At 75.1% G+C, this 19,211-nt stretch carries 16 protein-coding genes; 11 read left to right on the forward strand and 5 right to left on the reverse strand.

What is annotated here, in order from left to right; all coding sequences use genetic code 11:
• Positions 1–77 precede the first annotated feature (77 nt).
• The 4 genes from glnA (ABGB16_RS01525) to ABGB16_RS01540 all read left to right on the forward strand — a co-directional run bounded on the left by glnA (ABGB16_RS01525) (position 78) and on the right by ABGB16_RS01540 (position 3,187).
• Complete coding sequence (gene glnA, locus ABGB16_RS01525; RefSeq protein ID WP_347666117.1) at positions 78–1,427, forward strand: type I glutamate--ammonia ligase; 1,350 nt, start codon at positions 78–80, stop codon at positions 1,425–1,427.
• Positions 1,428–1,517: 90 nt separating this feature from the next.
• A complete protein-coding gene (locus ABGB16_RS01530; protein WP_347666118.1) occupies positions 1,518–1,943 on the forward strand; it encodes a DUF350 domain-containing protein in 426 nt (141 codons plus the stop codon).
• A 65-nt stretch (positions 1,944–2,008) separates the two neighbouring features.
• Complete coding sequence (locus ABGB16_RS01535) at positions 2,009–2,701, forward strand: WYL domain-containing protein (RefSeq protein ID WP_347666119.1); 693 nt, start codon at positions 2,009–2,011, stop codon at positions 2,699–2,701.
• A gap of 111 nt (positions 2,702–2,812) precedes the next feature.
• A complete protein-coding gene (locus tag ABGB16_RS01540; RefSeq protein ID WP_347666120.1) occupies positions 2,813–3,187 on the forward strand; it encodes a VOC family protein in 375 nt (124 codons plus the stop codon).
• 103 nt (positions 3,188–3,290) lie between these two features.
• Here ABGB16_RS01540 and ABGB16_RS01545 read toward each other — a convergent pair whose 3' ends face one another.
• Positions 3,291–3,761, reverse strand: a complete 471-nt coding sequence (locus tag ABGB16_RS01545; RefSeq protein WP_347666121.1) for a hypothetical protein — start codon at positions 3,759–3,761, stop codon at positions 3,291–3,293.
• A 185-nt stretch (positions 3,762–3,946) separates the two neighbouring features.
• Between ABGB16_RS01545 and ABGB16_RS01550 the strand changes: the two genes are divergently transcribed.
• Entirely contained in the window at positions 3,947–4,828 is an 882-nt protein-coding gene (locus tag ABGB16_RS01550) for a virginiamycin B lyase (RefSeq protein ID WP_347666122.1), read from the forward strand.
• Here ABGB16_RS01550 and ABGB16_RS01555 read toward each other — a convergent pair.
• On the reverse strand, positions 4,746–5,627 hold the full coding sequence (locus tag ABGB16_RS01555) for an LD-carboxypeptidase (protein ID WP_347666244.1): 882 nt from the start codon (positions 5,625–5,627) through the stop codon (positions 4,746–4,748). The two genes, ABGB16_RS01550 and ABGB16_RS01555, sit on opposite strands and share 83 nt — an antisense overlap.
• Positions 5,628–5,770: 143 nt before the next feature.
• Between ABGB16_RS01555 and ABGB16_RS01560 the strand changes: the two genes are divergently transcribed.
• The 5 genes from ABGB16_RS01560 to mptB (ABGB16_RS01580) are packed head-to-tail and all read left to right on the forward strand — an operon-like array spanning position 5,771 to position 14,349.
• The gene (locus ABGB16_RS01560; RefSeq protein ID WP_347666123.1) at positions 5,771–6,538 is read left to right on the forward strand and encodes a type 1 glutamine amidotransferase; all 768 of its coding nucleotides are present in this window, start codon (positions 5,771–5,773) and stop codon (positions 6,536–6,538) included.
• 6 nt (positions 6,539–6,544) lie between these two features.
• Positions 6,545–9,682 (forward strand): bifunctional [glutamine synthetase] adenylyltransferase/[glutamine synthetase]-adenylyl-L-tyrosine phosphorylase, encoded by a 3,138-nt coding sequence (locus ABGB16_RS01565; RefSeq protein WP_347666245.1) that lies wholly within the window; start codon positions 6,545–6,547, stop codon positions 9,680–9,682.
• A 52-nt stretch (positions 9,683–9,734) separates the two neighbouring features.
• Positions 9,735–11,333, forward strand: a complete 1,599-nt coding sequence (locus ABGB16_RS01570) for a hypothetical protein (protein ID WP_347666124.1) — start codon at positions 9,735–9,737, stop codon at positions 11,331–11,333.
• Between the two features lie 2 nt (positions 11,334–11,335).
• Positions 11,336–12,751, forward strand: coding sequence for a polyprenol phosphomannose-dependent alpha 1,6 mannosyltransferase MptB (gene mptB, locus ABGB16_RS01575; protein WP_347666125.1), 1,416 nt, complete (start codon positions 11,336–11,338; stop codon positions 12,749–12,751).
• A 32-nt stretch (positions 12,752–12,783) separates the two neighbouring features.
• Positions 12,784–14,349, forward strand: a complete 1,566-nt coding sequence (mptB, locus tag ABGB16_RS01580; protein WP_347666246.1) for a polyprenol phosphomannose-dependent alpha 1,6 mannosyltransferase MptB — start codon at positions 12,784–12,786, stop codon at positions 14,347–14,349.
• A 705-nt stretch (positions 14,350–15,054) separates the two neighbouring features.
• Here mptB (ABGB16_RS01580) and glnA (ABGB16_RS01585) read toward each other — a convergent pair.
• Entirely contained in the window at positions 15,055–16,479 is a 1,425-nt protein-coding gene (glnA, locus tag ABGB16_RS01585; RefSeq protein WP_347666247.1) for a type I glutamate--ammonia ligase, read from the reverse strand.
• 248 nt (positions 16,480–16,727) lie between these two features.
• Between glnA (ABGB16_RS01585) and ABGB16_RS01590 the strand changes: the two genes are divergently transcribed.
• Positions 16,728–17,144: an RDD family protein gene (locus tag ABGB16_RS01590; protein ID WP_347666126.1), complete on the forward strand. Its 417-nt coding sequence runs from the start codon at positions 16,728–16,730 to the stop codon at positions 17,142–17,144.
• Between the two features lie 30 nt (positions 17,145–17,174).
• On the opposite strand, the gene ABGB16_RS01595 is transcribed toward ABGB16_RS01590, so the two are convergent.
• Both ABGB16_RS01595 and lipA read right to left on the reverse strand, forming a co-directional pair.
• The gene (locus ABGB16_RS01595; RefSeq protein ID WP_347666127.1) at positions 17,175–17,864 is read right to left on the reverse strand and encodes a DUF4191 domain-containing protein; all 690 of its coding nucleotides are present in this window, start codon (positions 17,862–17,864) and stop codon (positions 17,175–17,177) included.
• Between the two features lie 66 nt (positions 17,865–17,930).
• The gene (gene lipA, locus ABGB16_RS01600) at positions 17,931–18,989 is read right to left on the reverse strand and encodes a lipoyl synthase (protein ID WP_347666128.1); all 1,059 of its coding nucleotides are present in this window, start codon (positions 18,987–18,989) and stop codon (positions 17,931–17,933) included.
• Positions 18,990–19,211: the final 222 nt, after the last annotated feature.

Raw genomic sequence — 19,211 nt, forward strand, 5'->3', positions numbered from 1 at the left:
AAGAGGTGGCGGGAGACTGGGCGGTCAGGGCGGACCGGCCAAGCCGGTGGCCGACACCGTGTCGCGAGGGGTTGGAAGTGGACCGTCAGCAGGAGTTCGTCCTCCGTACGCTGGAAGAGCGGGACATCCGGTTCGTCCGGTTGTGGTTCACCGACGTGCTGGGCACGCTCAAGAGCGTGTCGGTGGCGCCCGCCGAGCTGGAGGCGGCCTTCGAGGAGGGCATCGGGTTCGACGGCTCGGCGATCGAGGGCTTCGCCCGGGTCTTCGAGTCCGACATGGTGGCCATGCCCGACCCGACCACCTTCCAGGTTTTCCCGTTCGAGGGCGGGGGGAGCGGCGAGAGCGCCCGCATGTTCTGCGACATCCTGCTCCCCGACGGCGGGCCGTCCTGGGCCGACCCGCGGCACGTGCTGCGCCGGGCGCTGTCCAAGGCCGCCGAGAAGGGCTTCACCTTCTACACCCACCCGGAGATCGAGTTCTTCCTGCTGGAGAACGGCGCGCCGGACGGCTCGGTGCCGACCCCGGTCGACACCGGCGGGTACTTCGAGCACACCACCCACGCCGTGGCCCGCGACTTCCGCCGGCAGGCGGTGCTCGCGCTGGAGCGGATCGGCATCTCCGTGGAGTTCAGCCACCACGAGGTCGCCCCCGGCCAGCAGGAGATCGACCTGCGCTACGCCGACGCGCTGACCACCGCCGACAACATCATGACCTTCCGGCACGTGGTCAAGGAGGTCGCGCTGTCCACCGGCGTGCAGGCCAGCTTCATGCCGAAGCCGTTCACCGACCAGCCGGGCAGCGGCATGCACACCCACCTGTCGCTGTTCGAGGGGGAGCGCAACGCGTTCCACGACGCCGGTGACCCGATGAAGCTGTCCAAGGTGGCGAAGTCGTTCATCGCCGGGCTGCTCGTCCACGCCCGGGAGTACACCGCCGTCACCAACCAGTGGGTCAACTCGTACAAGCGGCTCTTCCCGCAGGCGCTGCCGGACCGGATCACCGAGAGCCCCGCGTACGTCTGCTGGGGGCACCTGAACCGGTCCGCGCTGGTCCGCGTCCCCGCGTACGGCAAGCCGAACTCGGCCCGGGTGGAGGTCCGCTCGCTGGACTCGGCGACCAACCCGTACCTGGCCTTCGCGGTGCTGCTCGGCGCCGGCCTGAAGGGCATCGAGGAGGGCTACGAGCTGCCCCCGGGCGCCGAGGACGACGTGTGGTCGCTGACCAGCGCCGAGCGCCGCGCCATGGGCTACGAGTCGCTGCCGGAGAACCTGTCCGAGGCGATCGACGTGATGGCCGGCTCCGAGCTGGTCGCCGAGGTGCTCGGCGAGCACGTCTTCGACTTCTTCCTGCGCAACAAGCGCGCCGAGTGGGAGCAGTACCGCCGCGAGGTCACCCCGTACGAGCGGCAGCGCTACCTGTCGCTCTAGGCCGGGGCTCCACGGGTTGCGCCGGCCCGCTATCGTCTCGATCACCGTCCCGGTACCCCCGCCGGGCGGAGACGCCTCGGGAGGCAGTCGGTGCTGGCGGACCTGTTCGGCGGAGCCTGGCAGAGCATCGTGTTCGGGGTCGTCGGGGTGGGGCTGATGGCGGCCGGCTTCGGGCTGGTCGACCTGCTCACCCCCGGTCGGCTGCGGGAGCTGATCTGGGTGCGGCGCAACGGCAACGCCGCGTTGCTGCTGGCCGCCAACCAGCTCGGCATCGCCGGGATCGTGTTCACCGCGATCCTCACCAGCTACAGCGACTTCGCCAAGGGGCTCGCCTCGACGGTGATCTTCGGCCTCATCGGCCTGCTGATCATGGCGCTGGCGTTCTTCGTGCTGGACCTGCTGACCCCCGGCAGGCTCGGCGAGATCATCTGCTCCGACGAGCCGCACCCGGCCGCCCGGGTCAGCGCCGCCACCCACTTCGGGGCCGCGCTGATCGTCTGCGCCTGCATCGCCTGACCGGGTCGCGGGCGGGGCGCGCCGGGGTGGTGTCGGGTGTCGTACCCCGGGCATAGCCTGCCGGGATGAACCGGACAGACCGCCTCTACGCCCTCGTCGAGGAGCTGCGAGCGGTGTCGCCCCGGCCGCGCAGCGCGCGCTGGCTCGCCCAGCGTTTCGAGGTCAGCTCCCGCACGATCGAGCGTGACATCGGCGCGTTGCAGCAGGCCGGGGTGCCGCTCTGGGCCGAGCCGGGCCGCACCGGCGGGTACGTCGTGGACCGGGCGCACACCCTGCCGCCGGTCAACCTGAGCGCGGCCGAGGCGGTGGCGATGGCCGTTGCGCTGCACCGCCTCGCGGGCACCCCGTTCGCGGCGGCGGGCGCCACGGCGCTGCGCAAGCTGGTCGCGGTGATGCCGCCCGCCGACGCCGCCGAGGCCCGCCGACTCGCCGGCCGGGTGCACCTGATCGGCGGTGGGCCCGCCGCGCCCGTCCCGGCCGTCGTCGCCGACGCGGTCGCCGCCCGTCGCGTCCTGCGCATCCGGTACGCCGACCGCGCCGGCGCCGCCACCGAGCGGGTCGTGGAGCCGCTGGGCTTCCTCGGCAACCCCCGACACTGGTATCTGCTGGCCTGGTGCCGACTGCGCGACGGCCCGCGGGCGTTCCGGGTCGACCGGCTCGTGGCGGTGACCGCGCTGCCCGAGGCGGTATGCCGCGAGCTGCGCCCCGACGAGCTGGACATCCCGCACGAGCGGGTCCGCCCGCTCAGCCTGGCCTGAGCGGCCCGGAAACGCCTCCGAAACACCGACAGGACGGTGTCGGCACACCCGTCGAGGCTGGTCGGTGACAGCGCCGGTCGAGGGGCCGGCGCGCCGCACGGGAGGCACACCATGACCACGACGAACGCGATCACCTGGTTCGAGATCGGCACCGACCGTCCGGCCGAGGCCGAGCGCTTCTACGGCGAGCTGTTCGGCTGGACGTTCGAGGAGCAGGGCGGGCCGGGTCGGTCGTACCGGGTGACGGACGGCGGGGCGGGGGAGGAGGGGATCGGCGGGGCCATCCGCGGTTCCGACGGCGCCACCCCCAACTACGCGATCTTCTACGCGCAGGTGGCGGACGTGGCGGAGAGCTGCCGGCTGGCGGAGGCGGCCGGCGGCAAGGTGCTGGTGCCGCCGCGCAGCGCACCGAGCGGGCTGACCTTCGCGCACCTGGTCGACCCGTCGGGCAACCACTTCGGGGTGTTCACGCCGCCGGCGGCGTGACGATGTCGCCGACATGGCGGTGTCCCGGTGAGCAGGACACCGCCATGTCGGCGACATGGGTGTGGATCAGCCGGGTCCGGCCGGGCCCGTCAGGCGCGCCGCGTCACTTGTCGCCGCGCTCGCCGTGCCAGCCGCCGCGCCAGCCGCCGTGGCCGCCCGCGCCGGGGAAGACGCCGGCCTCGACCGCCTTGGTGATCGCGTCGGCCTGCTCCTGGGTGAGCTTGCCGTCCTTGACGGCCTGGTCCAGCCGCTCCTTCAGCTTCGCCTGGCGGTCGGCGGCGTTCCCGTCGCGGTCGCCGCGCTCCGGCCGGTCGGCCTTGTGCTGCTCGCGCACCTTCTCCAGGGCGGCCGTCACCTTGTCGGTGGAGACGCCCAGCTCCTTGGCCAGCGCCTCGGCGAACTCGGCCTGCCGGTCGGCGCGCTTCGACTGGTCGGCGTCCTGACTCGCGCTGGCGCTCGGCGCCGGGGTGGCGTCCCCGGCGAACGCGACGGCCGGCGCCGCGATTCCCACGCCTAGCACGCCGGCGGCCGCCAGCCCGACCAGCAGGCGCTTCTTCGAAATGGTGCGGGACATCTGTCCTCCAACTCGGCACTCGTGTGCGATGACCTCACCGACAGTGACCGGACGAGCTGGGCGGAAGCCGTGGCGACCCTGTCAACAGGCTGAAAACCCGAGGTGGTGGCCGGGCAAAATTGGTTGCCGAGGTACGCCGTGCCGGCGCAGGGTGGGCCGAGCCGAGCAGGGAGGCGGACGTACCCGTGGCAGCCCCCACCATCCGACAGACGGCGCTGCCCGACGCGCGCTCCGGGCCGTACGGGATCACCGTGGGCCCCGACGGCGCGCTCTGGCTGACGCTGGTCCACAGCGGCGGCATCGCCCGGGTGGACCCCGGCGGCGCGGTCGAGACCCACCCGGGGGACGCGGCGAGCCGGCCCCTGGCCATCACGACCGGCCCGGACGGGGCGCTGTGGTTCACCCGGTCCGGAGACGACCGGATCGGCCGCCTCACCACCGCCGGGGAGGCGACGTCCGTGGCGCTGCCCGCCGGCACCGCGCCGTGCGGCATCGCCGCCGGGCCCGACGGCGCCCTCTGGTACGCGGGCATGAGCAGCGACACCGTCGGCCGGGTGGGCACGGACGGGGCGGTCACCTCGTTTCCGCTGCCGGTGACCGGGGCGTTCCCGTCGATGATCGTCGCCGGGCCGGACGACGCGCTGTGGTTCACCCTGAACCAGGCGAACGCCGTCGGCCGGATCGCGCCCGACGGGGTGGTGGCCCTGCACCCCCTGCCGACCGAGGCGGCCGGGCCGGTCGGCATCACGCTCGGCGTCGACGGCGCGCTCTGGTTCGTCGAGATCGCCGCCGGTCAGCTCGGCCGGATCACCGCCGACGGCCGCATCGCGGAGTTCCCGCTGCCGGACCGGGCCGCCCGGCCGCACGCCATCGTCGCCGACCCGGCCGGCGGCTGCTGGTTCACCGAGTGGGCGGCCAACCGCATCGGCCACGTCACGCCGGACGGCCGGATCGAGACGTACGACCTGCCGACCGGCGCGAGGGCTAGGCGGGGCGGACGGCTGGGGCGACCGTCAGGGTGCCGGTCGTGGCGTCCAGGGTGGCTGGGGTGCCCAGCGGGACCGTGAGCTGGCCGTGGCCGTGGCCGATCGGCAGGCCACCGAGGACGGGTACGCCGAGGTCGCCGAGGCGCTCGGCCAGCACGTCGGCGACGGTCGTGTCCCAGCCGTCCGCGCAGTCGGTGAACTGGCCGACGGCGACCCCGGCGACCCGGTGCAGCGCCCCGGCCCGGCGCAGCTGGGTCAGCATCCGGTCGACTTTGTACGGCGGCTCCTGCACGTCCTCGACCAGCAGGATCGCCCCGGTCAGGTCGGGCATGTCCGGGGTGCCGACCGAGGCGGCGATCAGACAGAGGTTGCCGCCGAGCAGCGTCCCGGTGGCGCGGCCGGGGACGCGTACGCCGGACGTCTCCTCCTCGGGCACCGCGGCGACGGTGACCGGCTCGGTGGTCATCAGCGCGGCGTGCAGCGACTCGGCCGAGCGCGGCGGGGTGCGCTCGTCCAGCCAGGCCGCCCCGGGGCCGTGCACGCTGGCCAGCCGGGCACCGCGCCACAGCGCGAGCTGCAACGCGGTGATGTCGGAGAAACCGGCCACCACCTTCGGGTCCCGCCGGACCGCCGCCATGTCGACGGCGTCGACGACCCGCTGGGCGCCGTACCCGCCGCGCGTGCAGATCACCCCGCGCACCCCCGGGTCGCCGAACGCGGCGTTCAGGTCGGCGGTGCGCAGCTCGTCCGTCCCGGCCAGGTAGCCCCGCCGGGCGTACGCGTTCGGCGCGAGCACGGGCCGCAGCCCCCAGCCGGTGAGCAGCTCGATGCCCCGGGCCACCCGCTCCGGCCTGGTCGGCCCGGACGGGGACACCAGCATCACCGTGTCCCCGGGACGAAGCACGGGCGGGCGCCGGACACCGTCGTCATCGCTCACATCCGCTGAGCCTAGTTTGGCAGGAGTGGGCCCGGGGGGACGAGGCGTGACTGGCGGGCGGGGGCACACCGGATAGCCTCGACGGCGTGGGAACCGCGCTGGTGATCGAGAACGATCCGACCGACGACGTCCGCCGGCTGGGGGAGTGGCTGGTGGAAGGGGGGCTGGAGCTGCGGGTGCTGCGCCCGCACGCCGGCGACGAACTCCCCGCCGACCTCGACGGGTACGTGGCACTGGTCGTGCTCGGCGGCGAGCAGCAGGCGTACCCGCTGCCCGACGGCTCCCCGGGCGCCCCCTGGTTCCCGGCCCTGGAGGGGCTGCTGCGCAAGGCGGTCCGGCACCGGCTGCCGACCCTCGGCGTCTGCCTCGGCGCGCAGCTGCTCGCCACCGCGCACGCCGGGCTGGTCGAGCGCAGCCCGTCCGGGCCCGAGGTCGGCCCCGCCGTGGTCGGCCGGCGTGACGCCGCCGAGGCCGACCCGCTGTTCCGGTACGTGCCGCTGATCCCGGACGTGTTGCAGTGGCACTCCGACGAGATCACCGAACTGCCGCACGGGGCGACTCTGCTGGCCGCCTCCACCCGCTACCCGCACCAGGCGTTCCGCCTCGGCGACCGGGCCTGGGGGCTGCAGTTCCACATCGAGTGCGACACCGCGATGATCGCCGACTGGGCCACCGACTCCACGCTGCTCGCCGAGCTGGGCTACGACCCCGAGCTGGTGGTGGCGGCCTGCGACCGGGTGATGGCCGACGTCGAGGAGGTGTGGCAGCCCTTCGCGATCCGGTTCGCCGCCCTCGCCCTCGGTGAGCTGGCGGACGACACGGTGCGGCGCGGTCTTCCGCTGCTCGGGCACTGAGCCGTGCTGAGCAGACCCACCCGGGGGCGCCTGGCCCGCTACGGCTTCGGCACGGCCGAGGGCGACGGTGGGGCGCGCGCGGCCGACCTGCTCGGCCCGGCCGGGCTGGGCCTGTGGCGGCCGGACGAGCAGGAGCCGGTCGACGAGCGGGCCGCCGAGCTGCTCGCCGCCCTGTCCCGGGCCGCCGACCCGGATCTCGCGCTGCGCCAACTGCACCGCCTCGCCGAGGCCGAGCGCCGGGGCGGCGGCCAGGAGGAGGAGCCGTCCGAGCTGCTGGAGGCGCTGTACGCCGACCCGGGGCTGCGGCGGCGGCTGCTTGCCGTTCTCGGCGCCTCGGCGGCGCTCGGCGACCACCTGGTGGCCAACCCCCGGCAGTGGCCGGTGCTCGACACCGAGCCGGACGGGCTCGCCCCCACCGCCGAGGGGCGGCTCGACCTGGCCGCCGCCGCCCGCCGCACCGCGTCCGACCAGCCGGTCGCGGTGCTGCGCCAGGCGTACCGGGTGGCCCTGCTGCGGATCGCGGCGGCCGACCTGACGGGCGCGCGGAGCCTGGAGCAGACGATGGCCGCGCTCTCCGCGCTGGCGGACGCCACCCTCACCGCGGCGTACGGAATCGCCGTCGGCGAGCTGCCCGAGGGCACCGACCCGCCGCGGCTGGGCGTGGTGGCGATGGGCAAGTGCGGCGGCGGCGAGCTGAACTACGTCTCCGACGTCGATGTGATCTTCGTGTGCGCCGAGGACGACGACCTGCCGGCGGCCACCGCGGTCGCCACCCGGCTCATCCACGTCTGCGGGCTGGTCGCCTGGCCGGTCGACGCCGCGCTGCGTCCCGAGGGCAACCGGGGGCCGCTGGTGCGCACCCTGGCCAGCCACCTGGCGTACTACCGCCGCTGGGCGCGTACCTGGGAGTTCCAGGCGCTGCTCAAGGCCCGCCCGGCGGCCGGCGACCTGGACCTGGCCCGGGAGTGGATCGACCAGCTCGCCCCGCTGGTGTGGCGGGCCGCCGAGCGGCCCGAGGCGGTCTCCGACGTCCGGTCGATGCGTCGCAAGATCATCGACAACATCCCGCCGAAGGAGCTGGAGCGCGAGATCAAGCGCGGCCCCGGCGGGCTGCGCGACATCGAGTTCGCCGTCCAACTGCTGCAACTGGTGCACGGCCGGGGCGACGAGTCGCTGCGGGCGCCGGGCACGATCCCCGCCCTGCGCGCCCTGGTCACCGGCGGCTACGTCGGCCGGGCCGACGGCGAGGCGCTGCTGCTCGGGTACCGCTTCCTGCGCGGCGTCGAGCACCGGCTCCAGCTCCAGGGCCTGCGCCGCACCCACACCGTGCCGGCCGACCCGGCCGCGTTGCGCTGGCTCGCCGCCGCCCTCGGCTACCAGGCCACGCCGGGCCGCAGCGCCGTCGAGGAGTTCCGCGCCGAGTGGGTCACCCACGCCACCGAGGTACGCCGGCTGCACGCCAAGCTGCTGTACCGGCCGCTGCTGGAGTCCGTGGCCCGGGTGCCGGCCGACGGGCTGCGGCTGACCCCGGAGGCGGCCCGGCACCGGCTGGAGATCCTCGGCTTCGCCGACCCCGCCGGGGCGCTGCGCCACCTGCAGGCCCTCACCGGCGGGGTGAGCCGCACCGCCGCCATCCAGCGCACCCTGCTGCCGGTGCTGCTCAGCGAGTTCGCCGACGCTCCCGAGCCGGACCGCGGGCTGCTCAACTACCGGCAGGTCTCCGACGCCCTCGGCAGCACCCCCTGGTACCTCCGCCTGCTGCGGGACGAAGGCCCGGTGGCCCGCCGGCTGGCCCGGGTGCTCTCCTCCTCCCGGTACGCCGCCGACCTGCTGGCCCGCGAGCCGGAGGCGCTGCGGCTGCTGGCCGAGGAGAACGAGCTGACCCCGCGCACCCACGAGGTGCTGTGCGAGGGCTTCGCCGCCGCGGCGGCCCGGCACGCCGACCCGGTCGAGGCGATCCGGGCGGTCCGCGCGCTGCGCCGCCGTGAGCTGCTACGGCTCGCCTGCGCCGACGTGCTGAGCCGGGCCGGCTCGCTCGCCCCGACCCCGAGCCGTCCGGATCCGAGCCGTCCGGACCCGAGTCGTCCGGATCCGAGTCGTTCGGATCCGAGCCGTCCCGACCCGAGACGCCCGGACCCGAGCCGTTCGGATCCGAGCCGCGACCCGGCCGCCCGGCCCGCGCCGGGCCTCACCCACGTCACCGCCGTCGGCGCCGCGCTGGCCGACGTCACCGACGCCACCCTGGCCGCCGCGCTGCGTACCGCGCGTGCCGCCCAGCCGGCCCTGCCCGGGCTGCGGTTCGCCGTCATCGGCATGGGCCGGCTCGGCGGGTACGAGTCGAACTACCTCTCCGACGCCGACGTGCTCTTCGTCTACGACCCGCCGCCCGGGGCCGACGAGCGGGCGGCCGGCGCGGCCGCGCACGCGATCGCCGAGGAGCTGCGCCGGCTGCTGTCCGCGCCCGCCCCCGACCCGCCGCTGGGCGTGGACGCAGACCTGCGCCCCGAGGGCCGGCAGGGCCCCCTCGTCCGCAGCCTCGCCGCGTACGCCCAGTACTACGCCCGCTGGTCGAAGGTGTGGGAGGCGCAGGCGCTGCTGCGCGCCCGGTTCGTCTGCGGGGACGCCGACCTCGGCGCCGAGTTCGAGGCGCTGGTCGACCCGGTCCGCTACCCGGCCGACGGGCTGACCCGGGAGCAGATCGTCGAGATCCGCCGGATCAAGGCGCGGGTGGAGCACGAGCGGCTGCCCCGGGGCGCCGACCCGGCCACCGACACCAAGCTCGGCCGGGGCGGCCTGGCCGACGTCGAGTGGGCCGTACAGCTGCTCCAGCTCCGGCACGCCGGACGCCTCCCCGCGCTGCGTGGCACGCGTACCCTCGACGCGCTCGCGGCGGCCGCCGACGCCGGCCTGGTCGACCCGGCGGACGCCACCGCGATGGCCGCCGGCTGGACCCTCGCGGCGCAGGCCCGCAACGCGCTGATGCTGGTACGGGGCCGCGCCGGCGACCAGCTGCCCCGGCACGGCGTGGAGCTGGCCGGGGCGGCCCGGCTGCTCGGCCGGGACGACCCCGGGGAGTTCCTCGACGAGTACCTGCGCACGGCCCGCCGATCCCGCGCCGCGATGGAGCGCGTCCTTGATGCCTGACGTGCGAGGAAGGGCCCCTTCCCATCGCCCTTCGCAGAGCAGCGGCCCCCTGGTGACACCCGCGACGGCGGCGGCCGGCGCCGCGGCGCTCGCGGCGGCCCTGCTGGCGGTGGCGTTCCTGCTCGCCCCGCCGATGGGCACCGACCTGGCCGCCCAGGTCGCCCGCGCCGGGTTCACCGGCCGGCACGGCGCCATCCCCGTCGACCTCGGCTGGTACGGCGGCGTCGACCAGTACGGCTACAGCCTGCTCACCGCCCGCCTGGCCGCCTGGACCGGACCCCGCCCGCTCGGCGCGGTCGCCGCGGTGCTCGCCGCCGGGGCGCTCGGTTGGCTGTTCGCCCGGCACCGGGCCCGCCGCCCGGTGCTGGCCGGGCTGCTCGGCGCGATCGTGCTGGTCGGCAACCTGGTCAGCGGCCGGATCACCTTCGCCGTCGGGCTGGCGTTCGGCCTGCTCGCCCTCTGCGCGGTCGCCGCCGACCGACCGCCCCGCCCCGCGCGCCTGGTCCTGGCCGGGCTGCTCGCCGCGCTCGCCACCTGGGCCAGCCCGGTCGCCGGGCTGTTCACCGGCCTGGCCGGCGCGGCGTTGCTGCTGGCCGCCCTACGCCGGGGGCCCGGCCCGGGACGGCCGCTGCCCGGCGGCTGGCGGGCCGACCGGCCGCTCGGCGAGAGCCTGACGCTCGCCCTCGCCCCGGCGGTCGCGCTCGCCCCGATGGCGCTGCTGTTCGGCAACGGCGGCACCCAGCCGTTCAGCGCCGAGTCGATGCGCATCAACGTGGCGCTGGCGGTGGCGGTGTTCTTCCTGCTGCCGCGCCGCCGCCGGGCGCTGCGGGCCGGCGCCGCGCTGACCGTGCTGCTGCTGGTCGCCGCCCAGGCGGTGCCCACCCCGATCGGCTCCAACGCGCTGCGGCTGCCGATGCTGTTCGCGCTGCCGCTGCTCGCCGCGTACGCCCCGCTGCCGGGGCCGTGGCTGGCCGGCCTGCTCGCCGCCGTCGTCTGGTGGCAGAACCCGGTGATGACCAGCGACCTCGGCCGGGCCGGCTCGCCCGAGAGCGCGCGGGCGTTCTACCAGCCGCTCGCCGACGAGCTGGCCCGCCGGCAGCCGGTGGGCCGGGTCGAGGTGGTGCCGCTGCGCGACCACTGGGAGTCGGCGTACCTGCCGGACACGGTCCCGCTGGCCCGGGGCTGGGAACGGCAGGTCGACACGGCCCGCAACCCGCTGTTCTACGAGGGCGACCTGACCGCCGACGGATACGCCGCCTGGCTGCGCCGGGAGGCCGTCGCGTACGTCGCGCTGGCGCCGGACAGCGTGCCCGACCGGTGGGGCCGGCAGGAGGCCGCCCTGGTCGCCGAGGGCCAGCCGTACCTGCGGGAGGTGTGGCGGGACGCGACCTGGCGGCTGTACGCCGTGACCGACCCCGCCCCGCTGGTCGGCGCGCCGGGGCGGCTCGTCGACTCCGGGCGGGCCGCCGTGCGGTTCACCGTCGACGCCCCCGGCGACGTGCCCGTGCGGGTGCGGTGGTCGCGTTGGCTGACCCTGACCGGGTCGAACGGCTGCCTCGCCCCGGGTCCGGACGGCTTCGTCACGGTGCGCGGGGCCACGCCCGGGGCGTACCGCGTGAGCAGCTCGCTGCGGCCGGCCGGACAATGCTGACCGTGGACCGTTCCCGTCTCATCCGGTACGTGGGGCTCTGCGGCTCCGTGCTGCTGTCGCTGTCCGCCTTCCTCGGCGGCGCGCTACCGTCGTCCCCGCTGCGTACCAACCCGGTCAACATCTGGCGGGCCGAGCACGGGCCGGTCGTGGTGCTCGCCTGGCTCGCCGGCACCGCGCTGATGGCGTGGGCCTGGTGGTCGCTGCGCGATCGGGTGCCGTCCGCGCGGTGGGCTCTGGTCACCGCCGGGCTCTGGGTGCTGCCGCTGCTGGTCGCGCCGCCGATGGCCAGCCGGGACGTGTACGCGTACGCCTGCCAGGGGGCGAGCTACGCGGCCGGGATCAGCCCGTACGAGCACGGCGTCTCCACGCTGCCCTGCCCGTGGCTGGACACCATCTCGTACATCTGGCGGGACACCCCGGCCCCGTACGGGCCGCTGTTCGTGGTCCTCGCCGGTGCGGTAGTCAAGGCCACCGGTTCGCTGACCGCGAGCATCGTGGCGTTCCGGGCGCTCGCGGTGGCGGGGGTGGCGCTGACCGCGTGGGCCCTGCCGGCGCTGGCCCGCCGGTGCGGGGTGCCCGTCGGGCGCGCGCTGTGGCTGGCGCTGGCCAGCCCGCTCGTCGGCGTGCACCTGGTCGCCGGCGCGCACAACGACGCGCTCATGGTCGGCCTGCTCGTGGCCGGGCTGGCCGTGGTCGCCGCCCGCCCCGGCCGCCCCGGCCCGCTGCTGGCCGGGGGGGTGCTGCTCGGGCTGGCCGTGTCGATCAAGGTGACCGGACTGGTGGTGGTGCCGTTCGCCGCGCTCGCCGCGATGACCGGGCCGTACCGGATCCGCACGCTGGTCCGCGACGGCGGATGGGTCGTCGGCGGCGCGGTCGCCACGGTGGCCGGGGTGACCGTCGCCGCCGGCCTGGACTTCGGCTGGATCGGCGGGCTCTCCACCGGCGGCGCGGCCGTCGCCTGGACCTCGCCGCCCACCGCGGTCGGGCAGACCGCCGAGTACGTCGCGCGGCTGTTCGGCGCCCACGTGAACGCGCTGCCCGTGGCCCGCGCGCTGGGCGTGGTGGTGCTGGCCGGGCTGCTGCTGTGGCTGTGGTGGCGGGCCCGCACCAGGGACCCGCTGCGGCACGCCGGGCTGGCGCTGGCCGCCACGGTGGCGATGTCGCCCGTCGTGCACCCCTGGTACTGGATCTGGCCGCTGACCGTGCTCGCCGCCACCGCCCGGCGCGGCGTGTGGTACGTGGTGGTGGCGCTGGTCGGGGCGTTCCTCATCCTGCCGGACGGCACCGGGCTGGCCCGGTGGACCAAGATGCCCGGTGCGCCGCTGATGACGTTGTTGCTGATCTGGGCGGCTGTGCGGTTGGTACGGTCGGCTCGGGCGGCCCGCGAGCCGGCCCGCGCTGCCGAGGGAGCCGACTGAACAGAGGTGTGCCGGTGAGCGTTGCCGGCGACCTGTCCGCCCCGCCCGCCCCGCCCGCGGCGTACGCCCGCCGGGCCCGCTGGGCCGGGCTGCTCGGGGCGGCGCTGCTGGCGGTCGCCGGCTGGCTCGGCGGGGCGCTGCCCGAGCTGACCGACGGCACGCTGGCCGGCATCTGGCGGGGCCGGAACGGGCCGGCAACGCTCGGCTGCTGGCTGGTTGGCACCGCGCTGACGGTCGGGGCGTGGTGGACGCTGCGCCGGGGCGCGCCGTCGACCCGGTGGGCGTACGTGACCGCCGGGCTCTGGCTGCTGCCGCTGCTGGCCGCGCCGCCGATCGGCAGCCGGGACGTCTACTCGTACGCCTGCCAGGGCTGGTCGTACGCACACGGGCACGACCCGTACCGGGTGGGGGTGGCGGCGGCCGGGTGCCCGTGGCTGGACTCGGTGGCGCCGATCTGGCGGGACACCCCGGCCCCGTACGGGCCGCTGTTCGTGCTGCTCGCTGCCCTCGCGGCGACCGCCGGCGGCGGGCTGGCCGGGGCGATCGCGCTGCTGCGGCTCTTCGCCGTGGCGGGGCTGCTGTTGGCCGCGCTCTGCCTTCCGGGGCTGGCCCGGGCCGCCGGGGTGCCGACCCGGCGGGCCGCCTGGCTGGCGCTGGCCGCCCCGCTGGTCGGGGTGCACTTGGTGGCCGGCGCGCACAACGACGCGGTCGCGCTCGGCCCGCTGCTGCTCGGCCTGCTGGTGCTGGTCCGCAGGCCGGGCCGGCCGTCCGCGCTGCTGGCGGCCGGGGCGCTGCTCGGGCTGGCCCTGGCGGTGAAGGCGACCGCGCTGGTGGTGCTGCCGTTCGCCGCCCTGGCCGCCGTGCCCGGCCGGTACACCTGGCGGGCGCTGCTGCGCGACGGCGGGTGGCTGGCCGGCGGCGCCCTGGCCGCGCTGGCGGCGACCTCGCTGGCGTCCCGGCTGAGTCTGGGCTGGCTCGGCGGGCTGGCCCACACCGGCGACACCGCGCAGTGGACCTCGCCGCCCACCGCCGTCGGCTTCGTCGTGAACTACGTCGGCGAACTGGCCGGACTCCGGCCGGGCGCGGTGCCGGCGGCCCGGGCCGCCGGCCTGGCGGTGCTCGCCGTGCTGCTCGTGGCGCTGTGGGTCCGGGCCTGGCGCTCGCTGCGCCGCCTGAACGACGCCCGCGAACGGGTTTGCGCACTGGCCGCGGCGCGGCCCCGGGTGGTGCTGCTCGGGTCGGGCTTGGCGCTGGCCGCCACGGTCACCCTGTCCCCGGTCTTCCACCCCTGGTACGCGACCTGGCCCCTGGCGCTGCTGGCGTTCTCGGTGCTCCCGGTGGGCCGGACGGTCTGGTTCGTCCTGCCCGCCGCGGTCGCGTCCTTCCTCACCCTGCCCGACGGCACCAGCCTGGCCCGGTTCGCCAAGGCGCCGGGCGCGGTCGCGATGACGGCCCTGCTCGTGGTCCTGGTGGTGCGGGCCGCCCGGGTCGGTGGGGTCGCCCGGACCGGTGGGGTCGCCTGGACCGGTGGGGCCGTCGGCGAGCGGGGGGACGGCGGGGAGGCGGCCGACGCCGGGGCCGGGCGGCCGGACAGCTGACCGCCGGGCCGGCCGGATGCCGCCGTTCAGCCTGGATCGACCGTGCGAACGGCGGCACCGCGCGTTCCACAGAGCGGCGCGGCGTGGGCACCGCCAGGTGGGGTCGGGCCCTGTGGAGCTGCCCCGCCTGTGCGCCCGGGCTCCCCTCTCCATTGGCCCAGCCTTGCGGGGCCGGCGTGCGGCCAGGCCTCGCGGGCTGGCGTATGGCGTTGCGGGCTGGCGTGTGGTGCGGCGTGTGGCGGGGTGGCGCGGGGCGTTGCGGGCTGGCGTGTGGTGCGGCGTGCGGCGGGGTGGTGCGGGGTGCGGCGGGCTGGCGTGTGGTGCGGCGTGTGGCGGAGTGGCGCGGGGCGCCGCGGGCTGGCGTGTGGTGCGGCGTGTGGCGGGGTGGCGCGGGGCGCCGCGAGCTGGCGTGTGGTGCGGGGTGCGGCGGGCTGGCGTGTGGTGGGGGGCGGTGGGCTGGCGTGTGGTGGGGGGCGTCGCGGGCCGGGCGGGCGGAGCGACAGGCGGTCCGCCACGAGGTGCGGCGGGGGACCGTGCCCCGTTCACGCGGGCAGCTCCACAGGGGCCGAAGGACAGTGGCTGCGGCGGGCGCGACGCGGACCGTGCGGGCGGCACGGTCGGACGACGCTCGCGAACGCGGCCGGGCCGGCCCCACGGAAGCGGAGCCGGCCCGGCCGGTGCTGGAGGAGCGTGCTGACCCGAGGCTCAGCAGTCGAAGTACATCGCGAACTCGTGCGGGGTCGGGCGCAGACGCACCGGGTCGACCTCGTTGGCCCGCTTCCAATCCACCCAGGTGGAGATCAGGTCCGGGGTGAAGACCCCGCCGTCGAGCAGGTAGTCGTGGTCGGCCTCGAGCGCGTCGAGCACCTCCGGCAGCGAGCCCGGCACCTGCTTGACCGTGCCCCACTCCTCCGGCGGCAGGTCGTACAGGTCCTTGTCGATCGGCGCCGGCGGCTCGATCTTGTTCTTGATGCCGTCCAGGCCGGCCATCATCATCGCCGAGAACGCCAGGTACGGGTTGCTCGACGGGTCCGGCACGCGGAACTCGACGCGCTTGGCCTTCGCGTTGCTGCCGGTCACCGGGATACGGGTGCAGGCGGACCGGTTGCGCTGCGAGTAGACCAGGTTCACCGGCGCCTCGAAGCCCGGCACCAGGCGGCGGTACGAGTTGACCGTCGGGTTGGTGAAGGCCAGCAGCGACGGCGCGTGGTGCAGCAGGCCGCCGATGTACCAGCGGGCGGTGTCGGACAGGCCGGCGTAGCCGGTCTCGTCGTAGAACAGCGGCTCGCCGTTCAGCCAGAGGCTCTGGTGGGTGTGCATGCCCGAGCCGTTGTCGCCGAAGAGCGGCTTCGGCATGAAGGTGGCCGTCTTGCCGTTCGCCCAGACCTCGCTCTTCACGATGTACTTGAACAGCTGGAGCTGGTCGGCGGCGTGCAGCAGCGTGGAGAACCTGTAGTTGATCTCCGACTGGCCGGCGGTGCCGACCTCGTGGTGCGAGCGCTCGACGGTGAAGCCGTTGTCGACCAGCCGGCGCACGATCTTGTCGCGCAGGTCGGCGAAGTGGTCCACCGGCGGCACCGGGAAGTAGCCGCCCTTGTACGCGGTCTTGTAACCGCGGTTGCCGCCCTCCTCCTCGCGGCCGGTGTTCCAGGCGCCCTCGACCGAGTCGATGTAGTAGTAACCCTTGTTCGCGGCGGTCTCGTGCCGGATCGAGTCGAAGATGTAGAACTCCGCCTCGGCGCCGAAGTACGCGGTGTCGGCGATGCCGCTGGCCGCCAGGTACGCCTCGGCCTTCTTCGCCACGTTCCGCGGGTCCCGGGAGTAGGCCTCGCGGGTGAACGGGTCGTGGATGAAGAAGTTGAGCGCGAGGGTCTTCTGCGCGCGGAACGGGTCGATGAAGGCGGTCGCGACGTCCGGGAGCAGGAGCATGTCCGACTCGTGGATGGCCTGGAAACCGCGGATCGACGAACCGTCGAACGCGAGACCGTCGGTGAAGACGCTGTCGTCGAAGGACTCCACCGGCAGGTTGAAGTGTTGCATCACGCCGGGCAGGTCACAGAAACGTACGTCGACGAACTTTACGTCCTCATTCTTGAGGTACCGCAGGAGTTCCTCGGGATTGGCGAACACAACGTCCTCCTGGCTCCACATGGTGGCTGGCTCCTGGCGACGCTATGGCCCTGGGGTTGCCCGGCCGTGTCCCTTCTGTTTCCGCCGTGTTACGTCCCTCGCGCTGGGTCATCGGCGCCGGTCAGGGCCACCGGATGTCCGTTCGGACGTTACCCGCCGTGACGTTCGGTCGCAGATCAACGGGTTCATCCGATTCCGCGGTAGGTGTGGATCCGACCACCCGGCGCACCTGGCTACCCTTGGCGGCTGTGACCACGCCGCAGCGCCCCGTGCCGCCCGCCGACGATTCCGGGTTCGTCCCGCCCAGCCTGGGCCGCCGCTTCGGCGCCCTGGTGATCGACTGGGTGCTCTGCCTGCTGGTGTCCAACATCTTCGCCGACCCGGTCCGGGACGGCTGGGCCCCGGTCGTGGTGCTGATCGTCGAGTACGGCTTCTTCCTGGGCCTGTTCGCGCAGACCCCCGGCATGTACGTCACCCGGGTCCGGTGCGTGGACTGGGCCGACGGCGGGCGGATCGGCCTCGTCCGCGCCCTGCTGCGCGGCGCGCTGCTGGCGCTGGTCGTCCCGGCCCTGATCATGGACGGGCAGCGCCGCGGACTGCACGACCGCCTCACCGGCTCGGTCGTCACGTCCGTCACACCGGAGCGCGCCGCGACCCGGCGGTAGCGCGCCCGACGCCCAGGCGGACGAGCCGGATCAGCGACCCCGGGTTTGGCGGAACGCCCCGCGCGGCGGGCGCATGTTCTTCGGGATCGCGCCCTTGGGCAGCTGCGGGCGGGCGGTGAGCGCCTTGAGCCGCTTGTCGAGCGAGTTGACGTCCTTGCCGCTGAGGTTGCGCGGCAGCCGCATCAGGGTCATCCGCAGCTTGCGGATCGGCAGCTCGCCCTCCTCGCGGCCGATCACGTAGTCGTACAGCGGGGCGCTGCCGATCACCTTGGCCAGCCGCCGCTTCTCCTGCCCGAGCAGGCCGCGCACCCGCTGCGGGTTGCCCTCGGCCAGCAGGATCACGCCGGGACGGCCGATCACCAGGTGCACCATGTCCATCTGGGTCGTCGAGCTGACGGCGGGGGTGACCCGCCAGTCGCCGCGCATGCTCTCCATGATCTGCGCCGCCGCGCCGGGCTGCCCCTCGGCGGCGTTCATCATCGCCGCGTTGGACCGCAGGTTGAGCACGATCAGCAGCGCGAGCAGCGCGAACAGGATGCCCAGCGGCAGCCAGAACCAGCCCCAGAGGATCACCGCGACCACGGTCAGCGCGAGCGGGATCAGCACCGCGCCGGCGGCCAGCGGGGCGAACCACCTGTCCTGCTTGGCGGTGAACCGGAACACCATCCCGATCTGCTTCAGCCGCTGGCCGAACGAGACCTTCTCCTGGGGCTTTGCCATGCCGCAGAGTCTAGTGGCCCCCGCCCGCCCCGTTGATCCGCGCCCGGCACCTCGCCCGCCGGACGCTCAGGCGCCTGCCGGGACGCTGCCGCGGGCCGCCAGGGCCTGCCGGTACAGCTGGCCCGCCCGGTACGACGAGCGCACCAGGGGCCCGCTCATCACCCCGGCGAAGCCGATCTCCTCGGCCTCCTCGCGCAGCTCGACGAACTCCTCCGGCCTGACCCACCGGGTCACCGGGTGGTGTCGGGGCGACGGGCGCAGGTACTGCGTGACCGTGACCAGCTCGCAGCCCGCCTCGTGCAGGTCGCGCAGCGCCTGGGACACCTCGGTCCGCTCCTCGCCCATGCCCAGGATCAGGTTGCTTTTGGTCACCAGGCCGGCGGCGCGGGCCTGCCGGATCACGTCCAGCGAGCGCTCGTAGCGGAACGCCGGCCGGATCCGCTTGAAGATCCGGGGCACCGTCTCGACGTTGTGCGCCAGCACCTCCGGGCGGGCGCCGAAGACCTCGGCCAGCTGCTCGGGGACGGCGTTGAAGTCGGGGATCAGCAGCTCCACGCCGCAGCCCGGCTGGAGCGCGTGGATCTGCCGGACCGTCTCGGCGTACAGCCACGCCCCGCCGTCGGGCAGGTCGTCGCGGGCGACGCCGGTGACCGTCGCGTACCGCAGGCCCATCGCCACCACCGACTCCGCCACCCGGCGCGGCTCGTCGGCGTCGAACTCCGCCGGCTTGCCCGTGTCGATCTGGCAGAAGTCGCAGCGCCGGGTGCACTGGTCGCCGCCGATGAGGAACGTCGCCTCCCGGTCCTCCCAGCACTCGTAGATGTTGGGGCAGCCGGCCTCCTGGCAGACGGTGTGCAGCCCCTCGCGCGAGACCAGCCCGCGCAGCTGGGTGTACTCCGGCCCCATTCTGGCCTTCACCTTGATCCACGGCGGCTTGCGCTCGATCGGCGTCTCGGCGTTGCGCGCCTCGATCCGCAGCATGCGCCGCCCCTCGGGGGCGACGGTCCCGGTACGCGCGGCGGCGCTCGTCGGCTGCTCTGCCGTCGGCGCGGAGTGCTCGATCGTCACGAGACCGAGCCTACGCCCGACGGCCGCCGTCGATGAACGTCGGGCGACGCCCGTCACCCCCGGAACCCCTGTGACGCCGCGCACCGTCACCGGCGAAAAAGGCGTCACACGCGGTCCGCCCGGCTGCTACCGTCGCCCGCAAAGCTGTGACGGAGCCGAGTAGCGCGCCGACCCGCCAGCCCAGAGAGCCGCCGTTCGCTGAGAGGCGGTCTGGCGTCGGTGCGCGAAGACCCTCCCGAGCTGCGGGAAGAACGGCGCACGCGCCCAGTAGAGCCCGCC

The organism is Micromonospora sp. B11E3, from assembly GCF_039871625.1.
GTDB lineage: Bacteria > Actinomycetota > Actinomycetes > Mycobacteriales > Micromonosporaceae > Micromonospora.

Excerpts from the sequence above, each read along its gene's own strand:
- ABGB16_RS01535 (WP_347666119.1), top strand. The coding sequence starts at position 2,009 with ATGAACCGGACAGACCGCCTCTACGCCCTCGTCGAGGAGCTGCGAGCG.
- ABGB16_RS01540 (WP_347666120.1), top strand. The coding sequence starts at position 2,813 with ATGACCACGACGAACGCGATCACCTGGTTCGAGATCGGCACCGACCGT.
- ABGB16_RS01545 (WP_347666121.1), bottom strand. The coding sequence starts at position 3,761 with ATGTCCCGCACCATTTCGAAGAAGCGCCTGCTGGTCGGGCTGGCGGCC.
- ABGB16_RS01555 (WP_347666244.1), bottom strand. The coding sequence starts at position 5,627 with ATGCTGGTGTCCCCGTCCGGGCCGACCAGGCCGGAGCGGGTGGCCCGG.
- ABGB16_RS01595 (WP_347666127.1), bottom strand. The coding sequence starts at position 17,864 with ATGGCAAAGCCCCAGGAGAAGGTCTCGTTCGGCCAGCGGCTGAAGCAG.